Origin of the sequence: Mucilaginibacter sp. UYCu711, from assembly GCF_050433825.1 — a bacterium.
Lineage (GTDB): Bacteria > Bacteroidota > Bacteroidia > Sphingobacteriales > Sphingobacteriaceae > Mucilaginibacter.
In genome coordinates, this window is record NZ_JBNPWM010000007.1 from 43138 (window position 1) to 60820 (window position 17683).

General features: G+C 42.3%; 16 protein-coding genes. 9 read left to right on the plus strand and 7 right to left on the minus strand.

The window, feature by feature from the left end:
- Positions 1-102: 102 nt before the first annotated feature.
- From ftsY to ABIB50_RS15665, 7 genes are all read left to right on the plus strand, one after another.
- Positions 103-1068: a signal recognition particle-docking protein FtsY gene (gene ftsY / locus ABIB50_RS15635; protein ID WP_429381079.1), complete on the plus strand. Its 966-nt coding sequence runs from the start codon at positions 103-105 to the stop codon at positions 1066-1068.
- Between the two features lie 19 nt (positions 1069-1087).
- The gene (rimO, locus tag ABIB50_RS15640; RefSeq protein ID WP_429381081.1) at positions 1088-2422 is read left to right on the plus strand and encodes a 30S ribosomal protein S12 methylthiotransferase RimO; all 1335 of its coding nucleotides are present in this window, start codon (positions 1088-1090) and stop codon (positions 2420-2422) included.
- Between the two features lie 124 nt (positions 2423-2546).
- Positions 2547-3293 carry a hypothetical protein gene (locus ABIB50_RS15645; protein WP_429381083.1) on the plus strand — a complete coding sequence of 249 codons (747 nt, stop codon included), beginning with the start codon at positions 2547-2549 and terminating at the stop codon, positions 3291-3293.
- 50 nt (positions 3294-3343) lie between these two features.
- Positions 3344-3934, plus strand: a complete 591-nt coding sequence (locus tag ABIB50_RS15650; RefSeq protein WP_429381085.1) for a hypothetical protein — start codon at positions 3344-3346, stop codon at positions 3932-3934.
- A gap of 82 nt (positions 3935-4016) precedes the next feature.
- Positions 4017-5639 (plus strand): bacillithiol biosynthesis cysteine-adding enzyme BshC, encoded by a 1623-nt coding sequence (gene bshC / locus ABIB50_RS15655; protein ID WP_429381087.1) that lies wholly within the window; start codon positions 4017-4019, stop codon positions 5637-5639.
- A gap of 341 nt (positions 5640-5980) precedes the next feature.
- A complete protein-coding gene (locus ABIB50_RS15660) occupies positions 5981-7702 on the plus strand; it encodes an IPT/TIG domain-containing protein (RefSeq protein WP_429381089.1) in 1722 nt (573 codons plus the stop codon).
- A 41-nt stretch (positions 7703-7743) separates the two neighbouring features.
- Complete coding sequence (locus tag ABIB50_RS15665) at positions 7744-8838, plus strand: Ldh family oxidoreductase (protein WP_429381091.1); 1095 nt, start codon at positions 7744-7746, stop codon at positions 8836-8838.
- Between the two features lie 99 nt (positions 8839-8937).
- Here the strand turns inward: ABIB50_RS15665 and lepB are convergent, their stop codons facing one another.
- The 5 genes from lepB to ABIB50_RS15690 are packed head-to-tail and all read right to left on the minus strand — an operon-like array spanning position 8938 to position 13329.
- Complete coding sequence (gene lepB, locus ABIB50_RS15670; protein ID WP_429381093.1) at positions 8938-10077, minus strand: signal peptidase I; 1140 nt, start codon at positions 10075-10077, stop codon at positions 8938-8940.
- A 36-nt stretch (positions 10078-10113) separates the two neighbouring features.
- Positions 10114-10860, minus strand: coding sequence for a 4-hydroxy-tetrahydrodipicolinate reductase (dapB, locus tag ABIB50_RS15675; RefSeq protein ID WP_429381095.1), 747 nt, complete (start codon positions 10858-10860; stop codon positions 10114-10116).
- Positions 10861-10904: 44 nt separating this feature from the next.
- Positions 10905-11597 carry a DUF5683 domain-containing protein gene (locus ABIB50_RS15680; protein ID WP_429381097.1) on the minus strand — a complete coding sequence of 231 codons (693 nt, stop codon included), beginning with the start codon at positions 11595-11597 and terminating at the stop codon, positions 10905-10907.
- Between the two features lie 3 nt (positions 11598-11600).
- Positions 11601-12524, minus strand: a complete 924-nt coding sequence (locus ABIB50_RS15685; protein ID WP_429381099.1) for a ParB/RepB/Spo0J family partition protein — start codon at positions 12522-12524, stop codon at positions 11601-11603.
- 1 nt (position 12525) lies between these two features.
- Positions 12526-13329 carry a ParA family protein gene (locus tag ABIB50_RS15690; RefSeq protein WP_429381101.1) on the minus strand — a complete coding sequence of 268 codons (804 nt, stop codon included), beginning with the start codon at positions 13327-13329 and terminating at the stop codon, positions 12526-12528.
- A gap of 232 nt (positions 13330-13561) precedes the next feature.
- On the opposite strand from ABIB50_RS15690, the gene ABIB50_RS15695 reads away from it, so the two are divergent.
- The gene (locus ABIB50_RS15695; protein WP_429381103.1) at positions 13562-14083 is read left to right on the plus strand and encodes an NADPH-dependent FMN reductase; all 522 of its coding nucleotides are present in this window, start codon (positions 13562-13564) and stop codon (positions 14081-14083) included.
- 38 nt (positions 14084-14121) lie between these two features.
- Here ABIB50_RS15695 and ABIB50_RS15700 read toward each other — a convergent pair whose 3' ends face one another.
- The gene (locus tag ABIB50_RS15700) at positions 14122-14829 is read right to left on the minus strand and encodes a VIT1/CCC1 transporter family protein (RefSeq protein WP_429381105.1); all 708 of its coding nucleotides are present in this window, start codon (positions 14827-14829) and stop codon (positions 14122-14124) included.
- 291 nt (positions 14830-15120) lie between these two features.
- Between ABIB50_RS15700 and ABIB50_RS15705 the strand changes: the two genes are divergently transcribed.
- Positions 15121-17061, plus strand: coding sequence for a TonB-dependent receptor (locus ABIB50_RS15705; RefSeq protein ID WP_429381537.1), 1941 nt, complete (start codon positions 15121-15123; stop codon positions 17059-17061).
- Positions 17062-17181: 120 nt separating this feature from the next.
- On the opposite strand, the gene ABIB50_RS15710 is transcribed toward ABIB50_RS15705, so the two are convergent.
- Entirely contained in the window at positions 17182-17643 is a 462-nt protein-coding gene (locus ABIB50_RS15710) for an ABC transporter substrate-binding protein (RefSeq protein WP_429381107.1), read from the minus strand.
- Positions 17644-17683: the final 40 nt, after the last annotated feature.

The following is a 17683-nucleotide window of genomic DNA, read 5'->3' on the forward strand; positions in this document are numbered from 1 at the left end:
TGTGCAAATGAAGAAATGATTTTAATCTTATAATTGTTAACTTACATAGCCGCATATTTGCATCTGCACATTTGCATATTTTCACATCTGCACATCTAACACATGGGACTATTTGATTTTTTCAAGAAAAAGGAGAGCACACCACAGGAACAGGAGGCGCTTGATGTTGGTTTAGAAAAAACCAAGGATAACCTATTTTCGAAGATCACCAAGGTAATAGCCGGTAAATCAACCGTTGATGATGATGTACTGGATGAGCTGGAAGAAGTACTGGTAACATCAGATGTTGGGGTAAAAACTACCTTAAAAATTATCGACCGGATCCAGGCCCGTGTAGCCCGCGATAAATATGTAAGCACTACCGACCTGAACGGTTTGCTTCGCGATGAGATCCAGCAACTACTTGCCGAAAACAACAGTAATGATTTTTCGAGTTTTGAATACGGCACCCATAAGCCCTATGTAATTATGGTAGTTGGCGTTAATGGTGTGGGCAAAACCACCACCATTGGCAAGCTGGCCAACAAACTAAAACAAGCCGGCAACCAGGTAGTGTTAGGTGCAGCCGATACTTTCCGCGCGGCAGCGGTTGACCAGATAAAACTTTGGGGAGAGCGTGTAGGGGTAAAAGTTGTAGCGCAGGCTATGGGATCAGATCCGGCGTCGGTAGCTTTTGATACCTTAAAATCGGCCGTTGCCAATGGTGATGATGTAGCAATTATTGATACCGCAGGCCGTTTACATAACAAGGTTGGTTTGATGAACGAGCTAACCAAAATCAAAAATGTAATGGATAAGGTGGTGCCTGGCGCACCGCACGAGATATTGCTGGTATTGGATGCATCAACCGGGCAAAATGCTATTGAGCAATGCAAACAGTTTACAGAAGCTACTGCAGTAAATGCCCTGGCGTTAACAAAATTAGATGGCACAGCCAAAGGCGGTGTAGTTATAGGCATATCAGACCAGTTTAAAATACCGGTTAAATATATAGGCGTTGGCGAAGGCGCAGATCAATTACAGTTGTTTGATCGGAAGGCGTTCGTGGACTCACTTTTTAAGGATTAAGGCGGGATAGAATAAATACATGCGTACTAAAGAAATTATAAAGCCGATACTAACCAAAAAACCATGTGTAAACGTGGTGACTTTAGGTTGTTCAAAAAACACTTACGATTCTGAGATCTTGATGGGTCAGCTTAAGGGCAATATGTTTGATGTTGTGCACGAGTCGGATAAAGTGGGGAAGGACGATATCATTGTAATTAACACCTGCGGCTTTATTGATAATGCCAAGCAGGAATCCATCGACACCATATTACAATACAGCGAGCTTAAGGACCAGGGTAAAGTTGGGAAGGTAATTGTTACCGGCTGTCTGTCTGAACGTTATAAGCCTGAACTGGAAGCAGAGATCACTAACGTTGATGCTTATTTCGGGACTAACGATCTGCAAAACCTGCTAACCTCGATAGGTGCAAACTACAAGCACGAGTTAATTGGCGAACGTTTATTAACTACGCCATCGCACTTTGCTTATTTTAAAATTGCCGAGGGTTGTAACCGCCCCTGCTCGTTTTGCGCGATACCATTAATGCGTGGCAAACACTTAAGTACGCCGATGGAGGACCTGGTTAAAGCCGCAGAGAAATTAGCCAAAAGCGGAACCAAAGAATTAATATTTATTGCCCAGGATTTGACCTATTACGGCCTTGACCTTTACGGCAAACGTAACCTGGATGAGTTACTTCGCCGCATCTCTGATGTTAATGGCATTGAATGGATCAGGTTACAATATGCCTACCCTTCCGGCTTCCCGATGGAGATTTTGGATGTGATGAATGAGCGCAGCAATATCTGTAAGTATATGGATATGCCGTTGCAGCACATCACTGATAACATGCTGAAATCAATGCGCCGTGGTATCACCAAACAAAAAACTATCGACGTAGTAAATGAAATCCGTGATAAGGTGCCCGGCATTGCCATGCGTACCACGCTGATAACCGGCTATCCCGGCGAAACCGAGCGCGACTTTGAAGAAATGCAGCGCTGGGTTGAAGATACCAAGTTTGACCGGTTGGGTTGCTTCACCTACTCGCACGAAGAAAAAACGCATGCACACGCTTTGGTAGATGATGTGCCTGAAGAAGTAAAACAAGCACGCGCTGACGCCATTATGGAAATTCAGCAGGAAATTTCTTTCGAAAAAAACCAGGAGCGGATCGGCAATACCTATAAAGTGCTAATCGACAAAAAAGACGGCCCTTACTTTGTTGGCCGTACCGAATATGATTCGCCCGAGGTTGATAATGAGGTTTTAATTGACGCAACAGTTGATTATGCCACCATCGGCAGTTTCGTGAATGTAAAGATTGACACTGCCGAAGACTTTGACCTTTATGGACATATTGTAAAATAATACTTGTTTTCATTTAACTACGTATATTAGTTAAGTGAAACCATTAAATCTTATCTTAATTTTATTCTACTGCTTTATATTCTCTTGTTCTCAACACGAAAAAAACAATAAAAAGCGAATATCGGTGAAAAATAGCCGTTCCCTATCAACCCAAGTTGATACATCGTCAGGCATCTTTATTGATACAGTTTATGGCTCGTGGGATAGTATCAAACTAAAAAAGATAAAATACTATCTTACCCCTCCACCCATTACCCCTTTACCATTTGGCCTTAAAGTAAATTTGAAGAATTTTGTAACCGCCACAGAATTCTTTGCTAATCTTCAAAGTGGCCGTGGTAATGTAATTAATTCAAATTCAAATTTTTTCAGAGAGGTTAAAATATATAAGCTACCTCCTGTCCAAAAGGTAAATTTCATTTCCGTTGATCAGCCCAACCCTACTAAATGTCAAGATGGGCAAATGTTTAGCAATCTACTAAAGTTTGACCTGTATCAATACCGGCTTCCTGATATAAATAAATATCAAGTTTATTATTTCACTGATTTTAACAACGAGCAGCTATATCCCTCTAATGTCCGAAAAAATTGTATTGTGCATTTGAACGAGTTTTATGCAGGCTATCTAATATTTTATGACCCATTTACAAAAGAGGCGAACGTAATCAGAATTTATTCTGATGCTTATGTTGATGGGATGGCACTCCATACATTTTTCTACATTGATAAGAGTCAAACTATAACATTATCCAATTTTTCGGCTCCTTCTGATGATCAGGGTGATGACCCAGATCACCCATACAAAGGCTATGATACTATTGTTAGGGTTACATCAACAGGAGAGATTGTTTTGAAACAGATGTCTAACTAATATCACCTATTGATCTTTATGGACATATTGTAAAATAGTACTTGTTAGACATGAAAAGATTAGCTTGTTTCTTCGTTATCATATTAACTACTTCCTGCTCTACTCAACAATCATTAATTAAGTCCTCAAAATTTGATATTAGGAAATTTGAGCTTAATAAAGTTAATGGCGAGGTTAATTATACATTAAAGGACGGAACGACGATTAGGCGGCTGGAATATCAAGACGTCTTTTTAGAGGAAATAAGAAAATCTAATAGTGCCTTTACTTTCCGAAAATCCTATTTCATAAGCACCGGGCGACTTAAATCTTTTGCAACGTTATTTTATTCATTTCCTGTAGCAAGTGTGAACGAATACAACGAAAGCGGGAAACTTACTAAGTCGACCAATTTTGACAAAAACTATAAGTTTTCTATTTACGATTTGGCAAAAAAAATAAAATCCGAATTTAAAAAAGATATAATGGTTAGTAGTCTCGGTTTAGGCGTTAACCGGGGATATGAAAAAACACCTTTCTATGAAGTATCTATCCTTTTGGGGCCTTCTGCAAAGTCTAATCGACGAGTAATTAAAGTCGATGGAAATAACGGAAATATATTATCTGATTTAATTCAGGTATATGACGACGGTGCTCAGTAAAACAGCAGAGCCCTTTATCGACATATTGTAAAATAAAACAAACCCATTGCGTAATAGTCTAAATGATTTTTACATTTGAGCAATGGACGTTGCCTGTATAAGCTATAAAGAAACTGGGTTCTTTTCCCCAACAGTAATTGATTACCTGGAAGATAAGCCGGAATTAAGAGAATTTTATAGCCACCGCCCTACTCCTGACGGCTTTGATGAGTTCCTAAAAAACAAAAAAGTAGTTGCCGACAGGGAACTATTGGCTGACACATTAACAGACCAATATCAAATCATTGCACAATATGCCCGCATCTGGAATCCCGGATTTTCTGTGCCTCAACCCGTTCAGCAAAATATCAAGAGTTTAAGATCGCCCAATACTTATACCATAACTACCGGGCACCAGCTGAATATATTTGCAGGTCCCCTATACTTCATTTATAAGATAGTTACCGCCATAAAGCTTACGCAACAGCTAAAGGCGCAGTTCCCCGATAAAAATTTTGTGCCCGTTTACTGGATGGCATCGGAAGATCATGATTTTGCCGAAATAAGCTATACCATCATTGGTGGTAAAAAAGTGCATTGGTGGCTGGAGTCATCCGGCGCGACAGGCCGCATCCACCCCGAAACTTTGCGGCAGGCCCTTAACCAATACAAAGGCGTGCTGGGTATGGCGGATCACGCGCCCGAATTAGCCGAGATAGTTGAAACCGCTTATACCCGGTTTGACAGGCTGGCCGATGCTACGCGTTACATGGTAAACGCCTTGTTTGGCCAATACGGCCTGGTTATAATTGATGCTGATAACCAGCGTTTAAAGCAGCAGTTCGCCCCTATTATTGAGCATGATATTATTGAGCAAAACAGCTTTAAAAACATTACAGCCACCAACGAAAAACTACACAACTTAGGCGTACATATCCAGGTTAACCCCCGCGAGATCAATTTCTTTTACATGAAAGGCAACCTGCGCGAACGTTTGGTGTTTGAGGATGGCCGCTATAAAGTATTAAATACCGACATCAGCTTTACCGAAGACGAACTAAGGCAGGAAATAAAGAAACATCCCCAAAAGTTTAGCCCTAATGTGGTAATGCGCCCGCTGTACCAGGAATGTATTTTACCCAACATTGCCTACATAGGCGGCGGCGCAGAGGTGGTTTACTGGCTGGAGTTAAAATCCAACTTTGAGTATTATCAAATTGATTTCCCTATACTGATATTGCGTAATTCGGGATTGGTGATACGTAAAGAATCGGCAGCTAAAATAAAGCGGATGGAACTGGCACCGGCTGATATCTTTAAATCAACAGATCAGTTAAAAACCTACTGGATAAAAAAACATAGTGGTCATAACTTATCGCTGCAAACAGAATGGGCGGAATTGACCGCTATCTTCTCCAAACTAAAAGAACGCGCTGCCAAAATAGACCCAACGCTCGGCCCATCAACCGAAGCCGTACAGGCGCGCTTAAAAAAGGCTATAGACAACCTCGAAAAGAAGTTAGTTAAAGCCGAAAAAAACAACTACCATACCCGCCTGGAGCAAATAGAACAAATAAAAACCGAGCTTTTCCCCGCCAATAGCTTACAGGAACGTAATGAGAACTTTGGTTTGTTGTATGTTAAATGGGGACAAACTTTTATTAATGAGCTTATCCGCAATTTTGAGCCGCTGGCTTTTGAGTTTGCGGTTTTAACCGAAGCATAAAGCGGCGCGACAATAAAGAGTATTATATTTGCACATGCTCGTTACCGAATCGGCTTTAAGAATCTTCACCCAAAATATTTTCCTGGCAATGGGTTGGAGGAACGTAACGAGGACTTGGTTGCTATAGGTTAAATGAAGACAGGTTTTTATTGACGAACTCATCCAAAAATTTTGAACCGTTTGGATTTCGAATTTGCGGTGCTGACGGAATAACTTTATTTAGTTCTTTTTAATTATTAATTTATTCAGTTACGTTGGGATTTTACTATTTTTAGCTTCCTTATCATAATTGATCTATGCGGACCATTTACAAAAATTTAAGTTACTCTTGCTGTGTTTTTTTGATCGTTTTATTTGCAATAGCTTGCTCTAAAAGTGGCAATGACCCAAAACCAGACCCTACTCCAACAAACCCTACTAATAATCCGGTTACTATTTCGTCACTTAGTGTAACCAGCGGTGAGGCTAGTACAACAGTAATAGTAAATGGAACTAATTTTAGTACAACCATATCTGCCAACCAGGTGCTTTTTAATGGCACCGTTGCGATTGTTACAGCTGCAAGTACTACCCAACTAACAGTTAAAGTACCGCAAGACGCAAGTAGCGGTGCTGTAACAGTTACAGTAAATGGCGGCGCAACCGTAACCGGTCCGGTTTTCACTTTTATAGGACCAGTAAAAATAACTTCAATTGATGTTAACAAAGGTACTGATGGTGCTGTGGTTAAAATTACCGGGGCAGGGTTTAGCACAACCCTTACAGACAACAAAGTGTTGTTTAATAACAAACCCGCAAGTATTACTGCGGCTACTGCAACGTTATTAACGGTTACTGTCCCAGTTAATCCCGGAACAGGGGCAATTACAGTTTCAGTTGGTAGCGGTTCTCCAGTTACAGGCCCAACGTTTACCTATGTAGAGTTCTTGAAAATCACATCTACGGACGTAACCAAAGGAATCGCGGGAGCTACTGTTAATATAACAGGCACAGGATTTAGCACTTCAATAACAGATAACAAATTGTTTTTTAACGGGATAGCGGCAACAGTATCGTCTGCAACTACTACACTTCTTTCTGTCAAAGTGCCGCAAGGCTGCGGGGTTGGTAAATTATCAATATCAGTTGGCGGTCAATCTTTTGAAGGCCCAAGTTTTGATTACTATTTAAGTACTACGGTTACAACACTTGCAGGTAACATACCTGCCTTTGCAGATGGAACAGGGACTGCGGCAAATTTTGAATATATTAAAGGAATTGCGATTGACAATGTCGGTAATATATATGTAACTGATTATGACAATCATAGAATACGTAAAATTACCCCAAGTGGAGTGGTAACTACCTTGGCTGGAATAGGTATCAGCAATACATCACCTGTACAAAACCCTTACTGTATAACTGTTGATAAAGATGGTAATGTGTACTTTACAGGTTCAGCTCGTGGTGTTCAAAAAATTACGCCTGCAGGTGTTGTAAGCACCTACGCCGGAGATTCCGGCTCTACTTATATAGCAAATCCATCCTTTAATGCTATTTCAGGACTTGCAACTGATGCGAATGGTAACGTTTATGTAGCAGATGAGAATTCTGCTATACCTACTGCATTAATTCGTAAAATATCTTCTAATGGTGTGACTACAATAGCTGGAAATGGCCGGGGTACGGCAGTTGACGGGACAGGTACAGCTGCACGTTTTGCAGGTTTAGGTGGACTTAGTGCCGATGCGGCAGGTAATATCTATGTTAATGATTATGGACTTATAAGGAAGATTAATACATCTACACAGGTTACCAGTTTTTCTCCGCAGGCAGATGTAGTTAGTACTGCCGTCGATAAAAACGGAAATGTGTATTTTGTAACTTCGATAGGCCGTCAAGTTAAGGTTGTTAACCAGCAAGGTATAGTTAGTATTGTAGCTGGCAATTGGGCACTTGATGGATATGATGACGGGGATCAATATACAGCAAGGTTTACCAATAAATGCACGCTTGCTGTTGATGCTGCCGGAAATATTTATGTAGCAGATCAACATAGGGTAAGAAAAATAACAATCAAATAATTCTATCCGATGGCCTGCATAAGATTGTTTTATCTTTACACATGCTTGTTACCGAATCTACTTTAAGAACATTCACCCAAAATATTTTCCTGGCGATGGGTTGCAGCGAAGAACACGCCGTTTTAGCGGCTGATGTTTTATTACTGTCTGATCTTCGCGGGATTGATTCGCATGGTGTTGCCCGGTTAACAGGCTATATCCGCCTGTGGGAGAAGCAACGCATCAACCCTACACCCAACATCCAGATAGTACACGAAACACCAACCACCGCCACTATTGATGGGGATGCAGGCCTTGGCTTAGTGGTAGCGCCGTTTGCTATGCAGGTTGCTATTAAAAAGGCGGAACTATACGGTTCAGGCTGGATCTCTATCCGCAACTCCAACCATTTTGGTATTGCCGGCTATCACGCTTTAATGGCGGTGCAGAAAGATATGATCGGCTTTGCCATGACTAACGCAAGCCCATTGGTTGCGCCTACATTTTCCAACGAACGTATGTTAGGGACCAATCCTATGTGCTATGCTTTCCCGGCCGGCAAATATCCACCGGTGGTAGTTGATATGGCTACTTCGGCAGCGGCAAATGGCAAGCTGGAAATAGCCCAACGGTCAGGCAAGCAGGTGCCAGAAGGTTGGATCCAGGATAAGGATGGAAACTATACTACCGATCCTCACGCTCTAAAAAGTGGTGGTTCATTATTACCATTAGGTAGCGACCGCGATCATGGCAGCCATAAAGGGTTTGGGTTAAGCGCTACGGTTGATATTTTATCGGCTGTATTATCGGGCGCTAATTATGGCCCCTGGGTGCCGCCATTTGTGTCGTTCCTTGAGCCACCTACCGACCCGGTTGGCTCGGGCATCGGCCATTTTTTAGGCGCTATGCGCGTAGATGGTTTCCGCCCGGTTAACGAGTTTAAAGATCACCTGGATAATTGGGTGTCGCGCTTTAAATCAGCCTCACAAATTGATCCCAGCCAAAAAGTAGTTATCCCCGGCGAGCCTGAGTATGAAGCTGAAATAGACCGCCGCAAAAACGGTATACCATTGGTTGATGCTGTGGTTAAAGATTTGAATGAACTGGCAGAGAAGATGAATGTTAGCCCCCTCCGCCCCCTAAAGGGGGTACTTTAGGAGTTAAGTTCGATCTATATCTTATAAACAAAAAGGGACTTGGTAAAACCAAGTCCCTTTTTTATGCTATTAAGTACCCCCTTTAGGGGGCGGAGGGGGTTAATGAATAATCTTAAATAACCTGCTCCATCTTATCTTGCTAAAAAAGGAAGCATCGTCATCAATGCTCATCCATACAAATAGCGCCTTACCAACTATGTGATCTTCGGGAACAAATCCCCAAAAGCGCGAATCGTCCGAGTCGTGGCGGTTATCGCCCATCATCCAGTAATAATTCATTTTAAAGGTATAACTGTCGGCTTTTTTACCATTAATTAATATATCGTTGCCTACTATCTGCACTTTATTGTTTTCATACACGCTAATACAACGCGCGTATATTGGGTAAGTAACGGTATCCAGTTTTACTGTCCAGCCTTTTTTAGGAATGATGATTGGCCCGTAATTATCTACGTTCCATTTAAAATCATGCTGTTTCGCAAACAACAAGTTTGGTGCAACAGCGGGGTGGTTAGGGTTGGTAGGATAAACCCAATCCGCGTCGCCTTGTTTTTTTATGTTTGGCGTGATGGATTTAATATTTGAATATCCTTTTAAAGTAAGATAAGCATCCTTTGTCATAGTAGGATAGGTCGCACCTTCATACATAGAAACATGCAGATCCTGTAATACGTCCGGATTAAGATTCACTCCGGTGGTTTGGACCGAGTAATCAATTTGCGCCTCTGGCGGGTTCTCTGCAGCTTTGCCGTTTATAAAAACCTGCGCGTTAACAACGCTTAAGGTATCGCCGCCAACACCCTGGCAGCGTTTAATAAAATTCTCACGCTTATCAACCGGGCGATAAAGCGGCGAATCGGCATCCATTGGGTAGTTAAATACTACTACATCGCCTTTTTTAACATCGCTAAAACCTGGCAGGCGGTAATAAGGCAGTTTGATGCCGTCCCAATAAGCTTTGGTATTTATCAGCGGCATGGTATGGTGCGCAAACGGAAAGGCCACCGGTGTCATTGGTGTACGCGGGCCATAATTTAACTTACTAACAAATAAAAAATCGCCAACCAGTAACGATCTTTCCATTGATGGTGTAGGTATAGTGTAAGCCTCTATAAAAAAGGTCCTTATCAGCGTAGCGGCAATTACAGCAAACACAATGGCATCCAGCCACTCACGGCTTTTGGTTTTCTTTTTGGCCTTTGTATTTGTTTTTTTCTTATTCCAGAATTTCCAGTTCATTATCTTTTTAAATATCGGGGGTAAAGTATTTATTATTTAGGATAAATCAAACATATCCGCTACCGAATAAAAGCCCTTTTTATCAGCCACCCACTCGGCAGCTAATACGGCACCCAGCGCAAAGCCATTACGGTTATGCGCGGTATGTTTTATTTCGATGGTGTCAACTTCCGAATCATACAGCACGGTATGTGTGCCCGGCACGCTATCTATCCGGTACGATTCGATTAGTACATCCTGGGCCTTAGCATTATCATCGGCAGGGTTATTAATATCTGTTAAGATATTTACCCATTGCTTTTTGTTGTCCAGGTTTTCAATTATGCCTTCGGCGATGGTGATAGCCGTTCCGCTGGGCGAGTCTAATTTTTGGGTATGGTGAATCTCCTCAACCTGCACCTCATAATAGGGGTGCTTGTTCATGAGCTTGGCCAATACTTTGTTGATATGGAAAAATATATTTACGCCTACGCTAAAGTTGGTTCCGTAGATAAAGGCATTTTCGCTGGCGTTATATTTTTCTTTTATGGCTTCTAACTGTTCATACCACCCCGTAGTGCCTACAACAATAGGTACGCCTGCGTTAAAACAGTAATCAATATTTCCTAACACGGTACCTGGTGTGCTAAACTCTATCGCTACATCAGCTTTTTGCAGGTTTTCGGCGGTAAGATCGTGCTGGTTATCCTGATCTATGGTTAATACAATTTCGTGTTTACGGTCGGTAGCGATCTTTTCAATGATCTTACCCATTTTGCCGTAACCTAATAATGCGATCTTCATTTGTGATATTTTACTTTTATTGGCGGGTGCAAATATAACCCTCTTTATCTGAGTGTAAAGGTAAGTTTTAAACCCGGAATAAATGCGCCATCAAAATTTTGAGCATACACCGGCTGGTTCATCAAAGTAGGTGCAAGCTTTACGCTAAAATTGTTATCCATAGAGTAGGAATGCATAAACTTGGCATCAACATAAGCATCAATAGTTTGTATGCCCCAGGCTGCTACAAAAAGCAATACGCTTAAGTCGCGGTAACGCGCATAACCTCTTACTGCGTCGTTAATTGCGGCATCGTCATAGTTGTTGGCCTTAAATAATTGATACAAGTCATAATACTTATCGCCGGGAGCGGGCTGCGTACCTTTGGCCCGGTACCGCGCTATAGCCAGGTCCTCGGTATAGGCGCCCTGATTAAACCTGTACATTAAAACCAATAAGGTTAACCCGGTATAAATAACCGGCACTTTCCATATCCTGTGGTTATACACCTGGCCCAGGCCGGGTATTATTACTGAACGGTGCCATGCCTTGCTTGGGCTATGTGTACTATCGGGATGATAAACTTTTTCGACAGTTGATTTTGGCGCAAAAGCTTTGCCTTTGGCCGTGTCTTTACGTGCCTGTATACTATCGGCCCTGCTTTGTGAGCCGGGCATTAAAGGCACAACCGGCACTTGTGCCATGGCCGAAAAACTAAATGCTATTAATAAGCCAATAATTAAAAAGTATCTCTGCATTTTTTACCAATCCAACATTTCAAGAATGCGGCCAAGATCATCTTCCGACAAAAAAGGAATTTCAATAACACCTTTACCCTGGCTGCCTACTTTTAGTTTAACTTGCGAGCTAAACTTAGAGGCCAGGTCGTCCTGGATCTTTTGTATCTGAAACGACGGCGGCTCGGGTTGTTTCCCTTCCTTTTTGATACGCAACTTTTGCAGATCGCGCACCATCTCTTCCACTTTACGAACGGATAAACCTTGCTGAATAATATGTTTGTGCAAATATAATTGTTGTGCGGGGTCCTCAACGGTTATTAACGCACGTGCATGGCCCATGCTTAACTCACCGTCGCGGATAGATGCCTGGATGGATGGGGGAAGTTTTAACAACCTTAAATAGTTGGTAACGGTCGACCGGTTTTTACTTACACGCTCGCCCAGTTCTTCCTGTTTCAGGCCAACCTCATCCAGCATCCGCTGAAAAGATAAAGCTACTTCAATAGCGTTAAGGTTTTCGCGCTGGATATTTTCTATCAGCGCCATCTCCAGCATTTGCTGGTCGTTAGCCGTGCGTACGTAAGCCGGGATATGGGTTAACCCTGCCAGTTTTGATGCACGTAAACGGCGTTCGCCTGATATTAACTGGTATTGGTGGGCGTTAACGCGGCGAACAGTAATGGGCTGTATCAAACCCTGCAGCTTAATAGAAGCCGACAGATCGGCCAACGCCTGCTCATCAAAATCAGTACGCGGCTGAAACGGGTTAACCTCTATCTCTGATAATTTAATATCATTTACAGAGCCCAGCCCGTTAACCTCGGCCGATGCGCCGGTATTGTTATTATTGCTACTATTTGGTTTTTTATAAGGCAGTACGTTTTCAGAGTCGTTTAACAGTGCACTTAATCCCTTGCCTAAAGCATTCCTTTTTTCTGCACTCATGCTATACGGTTTCTGTTGTTGCGCTTACCTCGGTTTTCACTAATCCATTTTTTTTGATCACTTCGCGGGCAAGGTTCAAATAGTTTATGGCGCCTTTACAGGTGGCATCATGCATAATTACAGATACACCAAAGCTTGGCGCTTCACTTAAACGTGTATTACGTTGTATAATGGTATCAAATACCATGTCCTCAAAATGATTACGCACTTCTTCAACCACCTGATTTGAAAGGCGCAGCCTTACATCATACATTGTTAATAAGATACCCTCAATTTCTAACTGCGGGTTTAAGCGGTTTTGAACAATTTTTACCGTATTTAATAATTTGCCCAGGCCTTCTAACGCGAAGTATTCGCATTGTACCGGAATGATCACCGAGTCGGCAGCGGTTAAAGCGTTAATGGTAATTAAACCTAATGATGGCGAGCAGTCGATAATAATAAAATCATACTCATCGCGAATCTTATTAAAAACCTCCTGCATTTTATACTCGCGGTTGTCCAGATTGATCATCTCTATCTCGGCACCCACCAAATCAATATGCGCGGGTAGCAGGTCAAGGTTAGGCGTTTCGGTTTTGATGATAGCATCGCGCGGATCAACCTCGTTGATGATGCATTCATAAATACTGTTTTTTACGTTGCGGGGGTCAAACCCGATACCTGAGGTGGCATTAGCCTGCGGATCTGCATCAACTAACAATGTCCTATACTCTAATACGGCTAAACTTGCCGCCAGGTTAATGGATGATGTGGTTTTACCCACACCGCCTTTTTGATTGGCTAAAGCAATAATTTTACTCATTCTATTTCTCCAAAATTTTATAACGGTTTAACTGACAACGAAAAAAGAAATATTAATTTCTACCTTCGGGAAACTTTTTACCAAGCGCTAAGATATATATTTAAATAAAGGAGAAATCCACAGTTTTTGGCAATTTACAAACAATTTAAGGCAAGAATTATTGTGTTATTAGATTAAATGATTTCCAAATCAGCCAATTCAATAATTCTATAATTCAGTAATTCAATAATTAATGATCACTATCATTTCATCTACCAACCGCCCCGGGAGCTCGACCCTTAAAGTAGCACGCTATTACCAGAAAACGCTGCTTGAAAAGGGTGTCGAGGCCGGCATATTATCCATGGTGCAATTACCGCCAAATATCTTACAAACAGACCTATATGGAAAACGCAGCGCCGAGTTCCAGGAGATCCAGGACATTGTTGCCGCTACCGATAAATTCATTTTCATTATACCCGAATACAATGGCAGTTTCCCCGGCGCATTAAAAGTCTTTATTGATGCCTGTTCGTTCCCGGATAGTTTTTATGAGAAGAAAGCGGCGCTGGTGGGGATCTCATCCGGCAAATATGGCAACATACGCGGCATTGACCATTTTACCGGGGTATGTCACTATGTTAACCTACATGTTATGCCGCTAAAGCTGCATATAGCTAATATTAAAACAGAGTTTAACGAGTACAGCGATCTGTATAAAGAGGATACGGTGAAGTTTATTAATGATCAGATAGATAAGTTTATAAAGTTCTGAGTGGTGGGTGATGAGTTTTGAGTAGCGTTAACTCAAAACTATTTCCCTGTAATTAATTTGGCCATGCCAAATGCTGCAGCGGCCGCTAATGCGCCTATAACTAACACTTTAAATGCACCCGCTATAGGTGGCTGACCGGTAACTTTGCTTTTAAAATATCCAAAAACAAACAAGCAGATCATGGTAATAACGCATGAATATACCAGCGCTGTTTGCGAGTTGGCCTCAAAAAAATAAGGGCTTAGTGGAATAATCCCGCCAACTACATAGGATAAACCGATAGTAATGGCGCTTTGTGTAGCACGATTTGCCAACGGTTTTTCTAACCCTAATTCATAGCGCATCATAAAGTCAACCCATTTGTCTTTATCCTTGGCCATTTCATCGGCTACCTGCGTTTGCAACTGTTCAGACAGGCCGAAACTGGCAAATACTTCTTTCACCTCCGCTTTTTCCTGCTCAGGCACGCGCTCTACTTCATCATACTCGCGTTGCAGTTCGGCAGCATAGTGCTCGGCCTCCGTGCGGCCGGCTAAAAATCCCCCTAAACCCATAGCTATAGATCCTGCTACAATTTCGGCAATACCTGCTGTTATAACAATGCCTGACGAGTTTATCGCCCCGCTTAGTCCGGCAGCAAGGGCAAATGGTACCGTTAAGCCGTCGGACATGCCGATAACAATATCGCGGATGGTATCAGAGCTTTTTAGGTGCTGTTCGGGATGCATGATTAAATGTACAGCCATAACTTGTACTATCCACGCAAAAAGTACAATTTATTATCGGTCTGAATAGAGGGGGTTGATTGGGGCTTAAGTATCTAATATCTTACAAACCGAAATAGCCCTTTTGTTAACTAAAGGGCTATTTTTGTTTAACCTAATATATTTATATCCGTGCGTAAAATTTATTCCACTATCCTGTTTATTTTGGCAGCCGGCAGCATTGCCAGTGCGCAAAAAAAAGCCAATAACGTAAAAGCCGACACAACCAGTTTAAGTACGGTAACAGTAAAGGGTTATCTTTCAGATCAGCCCATGTTAAGTGTGCCAGCCTCGGTAAGTGTGATATCACCGGCGCAATTAAAGTTACAGCCCGATAACTCACTGGTATCAGTAATAAATACTGTTCCGGGTGTGCGTATGGAAGAGCGGTCGCCGGGCAGTTACCGGCTGTCTGTAAGAGGGAGTTTATTGCGGTCGCCGTTCGGCATACGCGATGTTAAAATTTATTTCGACGAGCTGCCGTTAACCGATGCAGGCGGCAATACCTATTTAAACGTTATCGATTTTAACAGCATACAAGGTATCGAGGTATTAAAAGGCCCCGATGGCAGTTTATTTGGCGCAAATTCGGGTGGGGTAGTTTTAATTAACCCGGTTAACCGTAATGATAATACCAACTTTATTACTGCAGGTTTTACAGGCGGCTCTTACGGATTGGCGCACGAAAACGTGGGTTTGCAACAGGTAAGCAACAACAACCAGTTCAATTTTAGCCAGGCTTACGAAACCTATCATGGCTATCGCGTACACAGCGATATGTACCGTCATTATTTCCAGGCAAGCGATAAGATCACTTATGGCGGCGTTAATTCGCTGAAGATATTAAGCTTTTATTCGGACCTTAAATATGAAACGCCTGGAGGCCTGACCCTGGCGCAATTAGCGATAGACCCAAGAGCTGCACGTCCATCAACCCCGGTAGTGCCGGGTGCTTTGGTGCAAAATGCCGGTATAGAAAATAAAATGACCTACGGCGGCGCGGTAAATGAGTGGCATATCACCCCTAACATCCGCAATGTATTTGCGGTGTACGGCGCTTATGTAAACTTTACCAATCCGTTCATTACCAATTACGAGCAGCGTTATGAGCGTACTTATGGCATGCGTACTTACTTTGAGTTTACCGGGACGCCTAAAAAGGATTTTAAATGGAAAGCTAACGTGGGCATGGAATGGGCGCAAACCAACGCCGACAATAACGATTACGGCAACCGCGCCGGCATACGCGACACCGCCCAAAATTTAGACAAGGTTAACACCGGCCAGCATTTCTTTTTCGCGCGGTATGAAGAAACTTTATATGACCGCCTGCATGTGGAGGCCGCGGCCAGTTTAAATTTTTATGGTTATAATTTTAAGAATGTTTACCCACGTAACCAAACGGCATTTACCAAACAAACATTTTCGCCCCAGGTAATGCCAAGGTTGGCGTTGTCTTACCAGGTTACCGGTAATTTTGTTTGGAGAGTATCTGCAAGCCGGGGGTATTCAACGCCAACATCGGCAGAAATCCGTCCATCGAACAATATCATCAACACCAGTTTAGGCGCGCAATATGGCTGGAGCTATGAAACAGGTTTCCGCTTGCGCAATAGTGATGAAACGATGTTGTTGGATGTATCGGCCTTTTATTTCCACTTAAACAATGCCATTGTACGCAGGCTTACTGCCGCGTCTACAGAATACTATACCAACTCAGGCGATATTAAACAGCCGGGCATAGAGCTTTATTTTACTGACTGGGTCATAAAACCAACCAACCAGGGCTTTATCCGTGGCTTACAAATAAGCGAATCATTAACCATCAGCAAATTTACTTTTGGCGATTACCGCGATGCCACTACCGGCTATGCAGGTAATGAGCTAACCGGTGTGCCGCGTAATGTAAGCGTTGCCAGTTTGCAGGTAAAGTTCCCGCAGTCATTATACCTGTACACCCAATACAATGCAACCGCACGCATCCCTTTAAATGAAGCCAATACCTTTTATGCGCCTAAATACAATTTAGTGCAGGCTAAAGCGGGCTGGCAACATCAATTGAGCAGTAAATCGCGATTAGAAATTTATGCGGGAGTTGATAACCTGCTTAACGAACAATATAATTTAGGCGCCGATCTTGATGCTGTAGGAAACCGTTTTTATAACCCATCGGCATTAAGAAATTACTATGCCGGCTTTAACGTGAAATTTTAATTTGGTTAGCAATAAGAGCACTCTTTTCTAAAACAGAACGCTCTTATTGCCGGGTCATTTTTTATACTGAAAAGTAAACGTGAGATCTTCGTGGTTATTATGGATGTGGAAAAAAAATTATTACACACTAAACTTTATCCACCCCTGCCCCTCATGCCCAAAAATAAATTGTTTGGGATAAATGATCTCGGACAGTAACTCTATTGAGTCAACAAAATTATCGGCCTCAGCATTATTAAAATATTGGCCGGCGTCGGCAATATAAAAACGATTGTTTTTTATGGCTTTCAAATCAGCAAAGCCGGGTAGTTGCAATAACTGGTCAATCTCAGTCATGCTTTGGGCAATGGTGTTGTTGCCGGGCATCAGCACAATTATATCCGGGTTAAGCTGCAGCATGGTTTCGGCAGTACCGCCGATGGCTGTGCCGCCGGCTATACTTAGGAGTTCGATTAAGTTATCATCGGCCAGTATAAGCGGATCTAAATTTATTATGCAGGCTACGGTTGGTTTTTGCTCTATAAACTTTAGTTTATGATGGATGATGTCAATGCGTTCCTGTTGTTCTTCTGTTAATTCCATGTGCGGGCACAAATTTAATAATATTAAAATAACACTAACT

Excerpts from the sequence above, each read along its gene's own strand:
- ABIB50_RS15680 (WP_429381097.1), bottom strand. The coding sequence starts at position 11,597 with ATGCAGAGATACTTTTTAATTATTGGCTTATTAATAGCATTTAGTTTT.
- rimO (WP_429381081.1), top strand. The coding sequence starts at position 1,088 with ATGCGTACTAAAGAAATTATAAAGCCGATACTAACCAAAAAACCATGT.
- ABIB50_RS15650 (WP_429381085.1), top strand. The coding sequence starts at position 3,344 with ATGAAAAGATTAGCTTGTTTCTTCGTTATCATATTAACTACTTCCTGC.
- bshC (WP_429381087.1), top strand. The coding sequence starts at position 4,017 with ATGGACGTTGCCTGTATAAGCTATAAAGAAACTGGGTTCTTTTCCCCA.
- ABIB50_RS15700 (WP_429381105.1), bottom strand. The coding sequence starts at position 14,829 with ATGGCTGTACATTTAATCATGCATCCCGAACAGCACCTAAAAAGCTCT.
- lepB (WP_429381093.1), bottom strand. The coding sequence starts at position 10,077 with ATGAACTGGAAATTCTGGAATAAGAAAAAAACAAATACAAAGGCCAAA.
- ftsY (WP_429381079.1), top strand. The coding sequence starts at position 103 with ATGGGACTATTTGATTTTTTCAAGAAAAAGGAGAGCACACCACAGGAA.
- ABIB50_RS15690 (WP_429381101.1), bottom strand. The coding sequence starts at position 13,329 with ATGAGTAAAATTATTGCTTTAGCCAATCAAAAAGGCGGTGTGGGTAAA.
- dapB (WP_429381095.1), bottom strand. The coding sequence starts at position 10,860 with ATGAAGATCGCATTATTAGGTTACGGCAAAATGGGTAAGATCATTGAA.
- ABIB50_RS15685 (WP_429381099.1), bottom strand. The coding sequence starts at position 12,524 with ATGAGTGCAGAAAAAAGGAATGCTTTAGGCAAGGGATTAAGTGCACTG.
- ABIB50_RS15665 (WP_429381091.1), top strand. The coding sequence starts at position 7,744 with ATGCTTGTTACCGAATCTACTTTAAGAACATTCACCCAAAATATTTTC.
- ABIB50_RS15710 (WP_429381107.1), bottom strand. The coding sequence starts at position 17,643 with ATGGAATTAACAGAAGAACAACAGGAACGCATTGACATCATCCATCAT.
- ABIB50_RS15695 (WP_429381103.1), top strand. The coding sequence starts at position 13,562 with ATGATCACTATCATTTCATCTACCAACCGCCCCGGGAGCTCGACCCTT.
- ABIB50_RS15705 (WP_429381537.1), top strand. The coding sequence starts at position 15,121 with ATGTTAAGTGTGCCAGCCTCGGTAAGTGTGATATCACCGGCGCAATTA.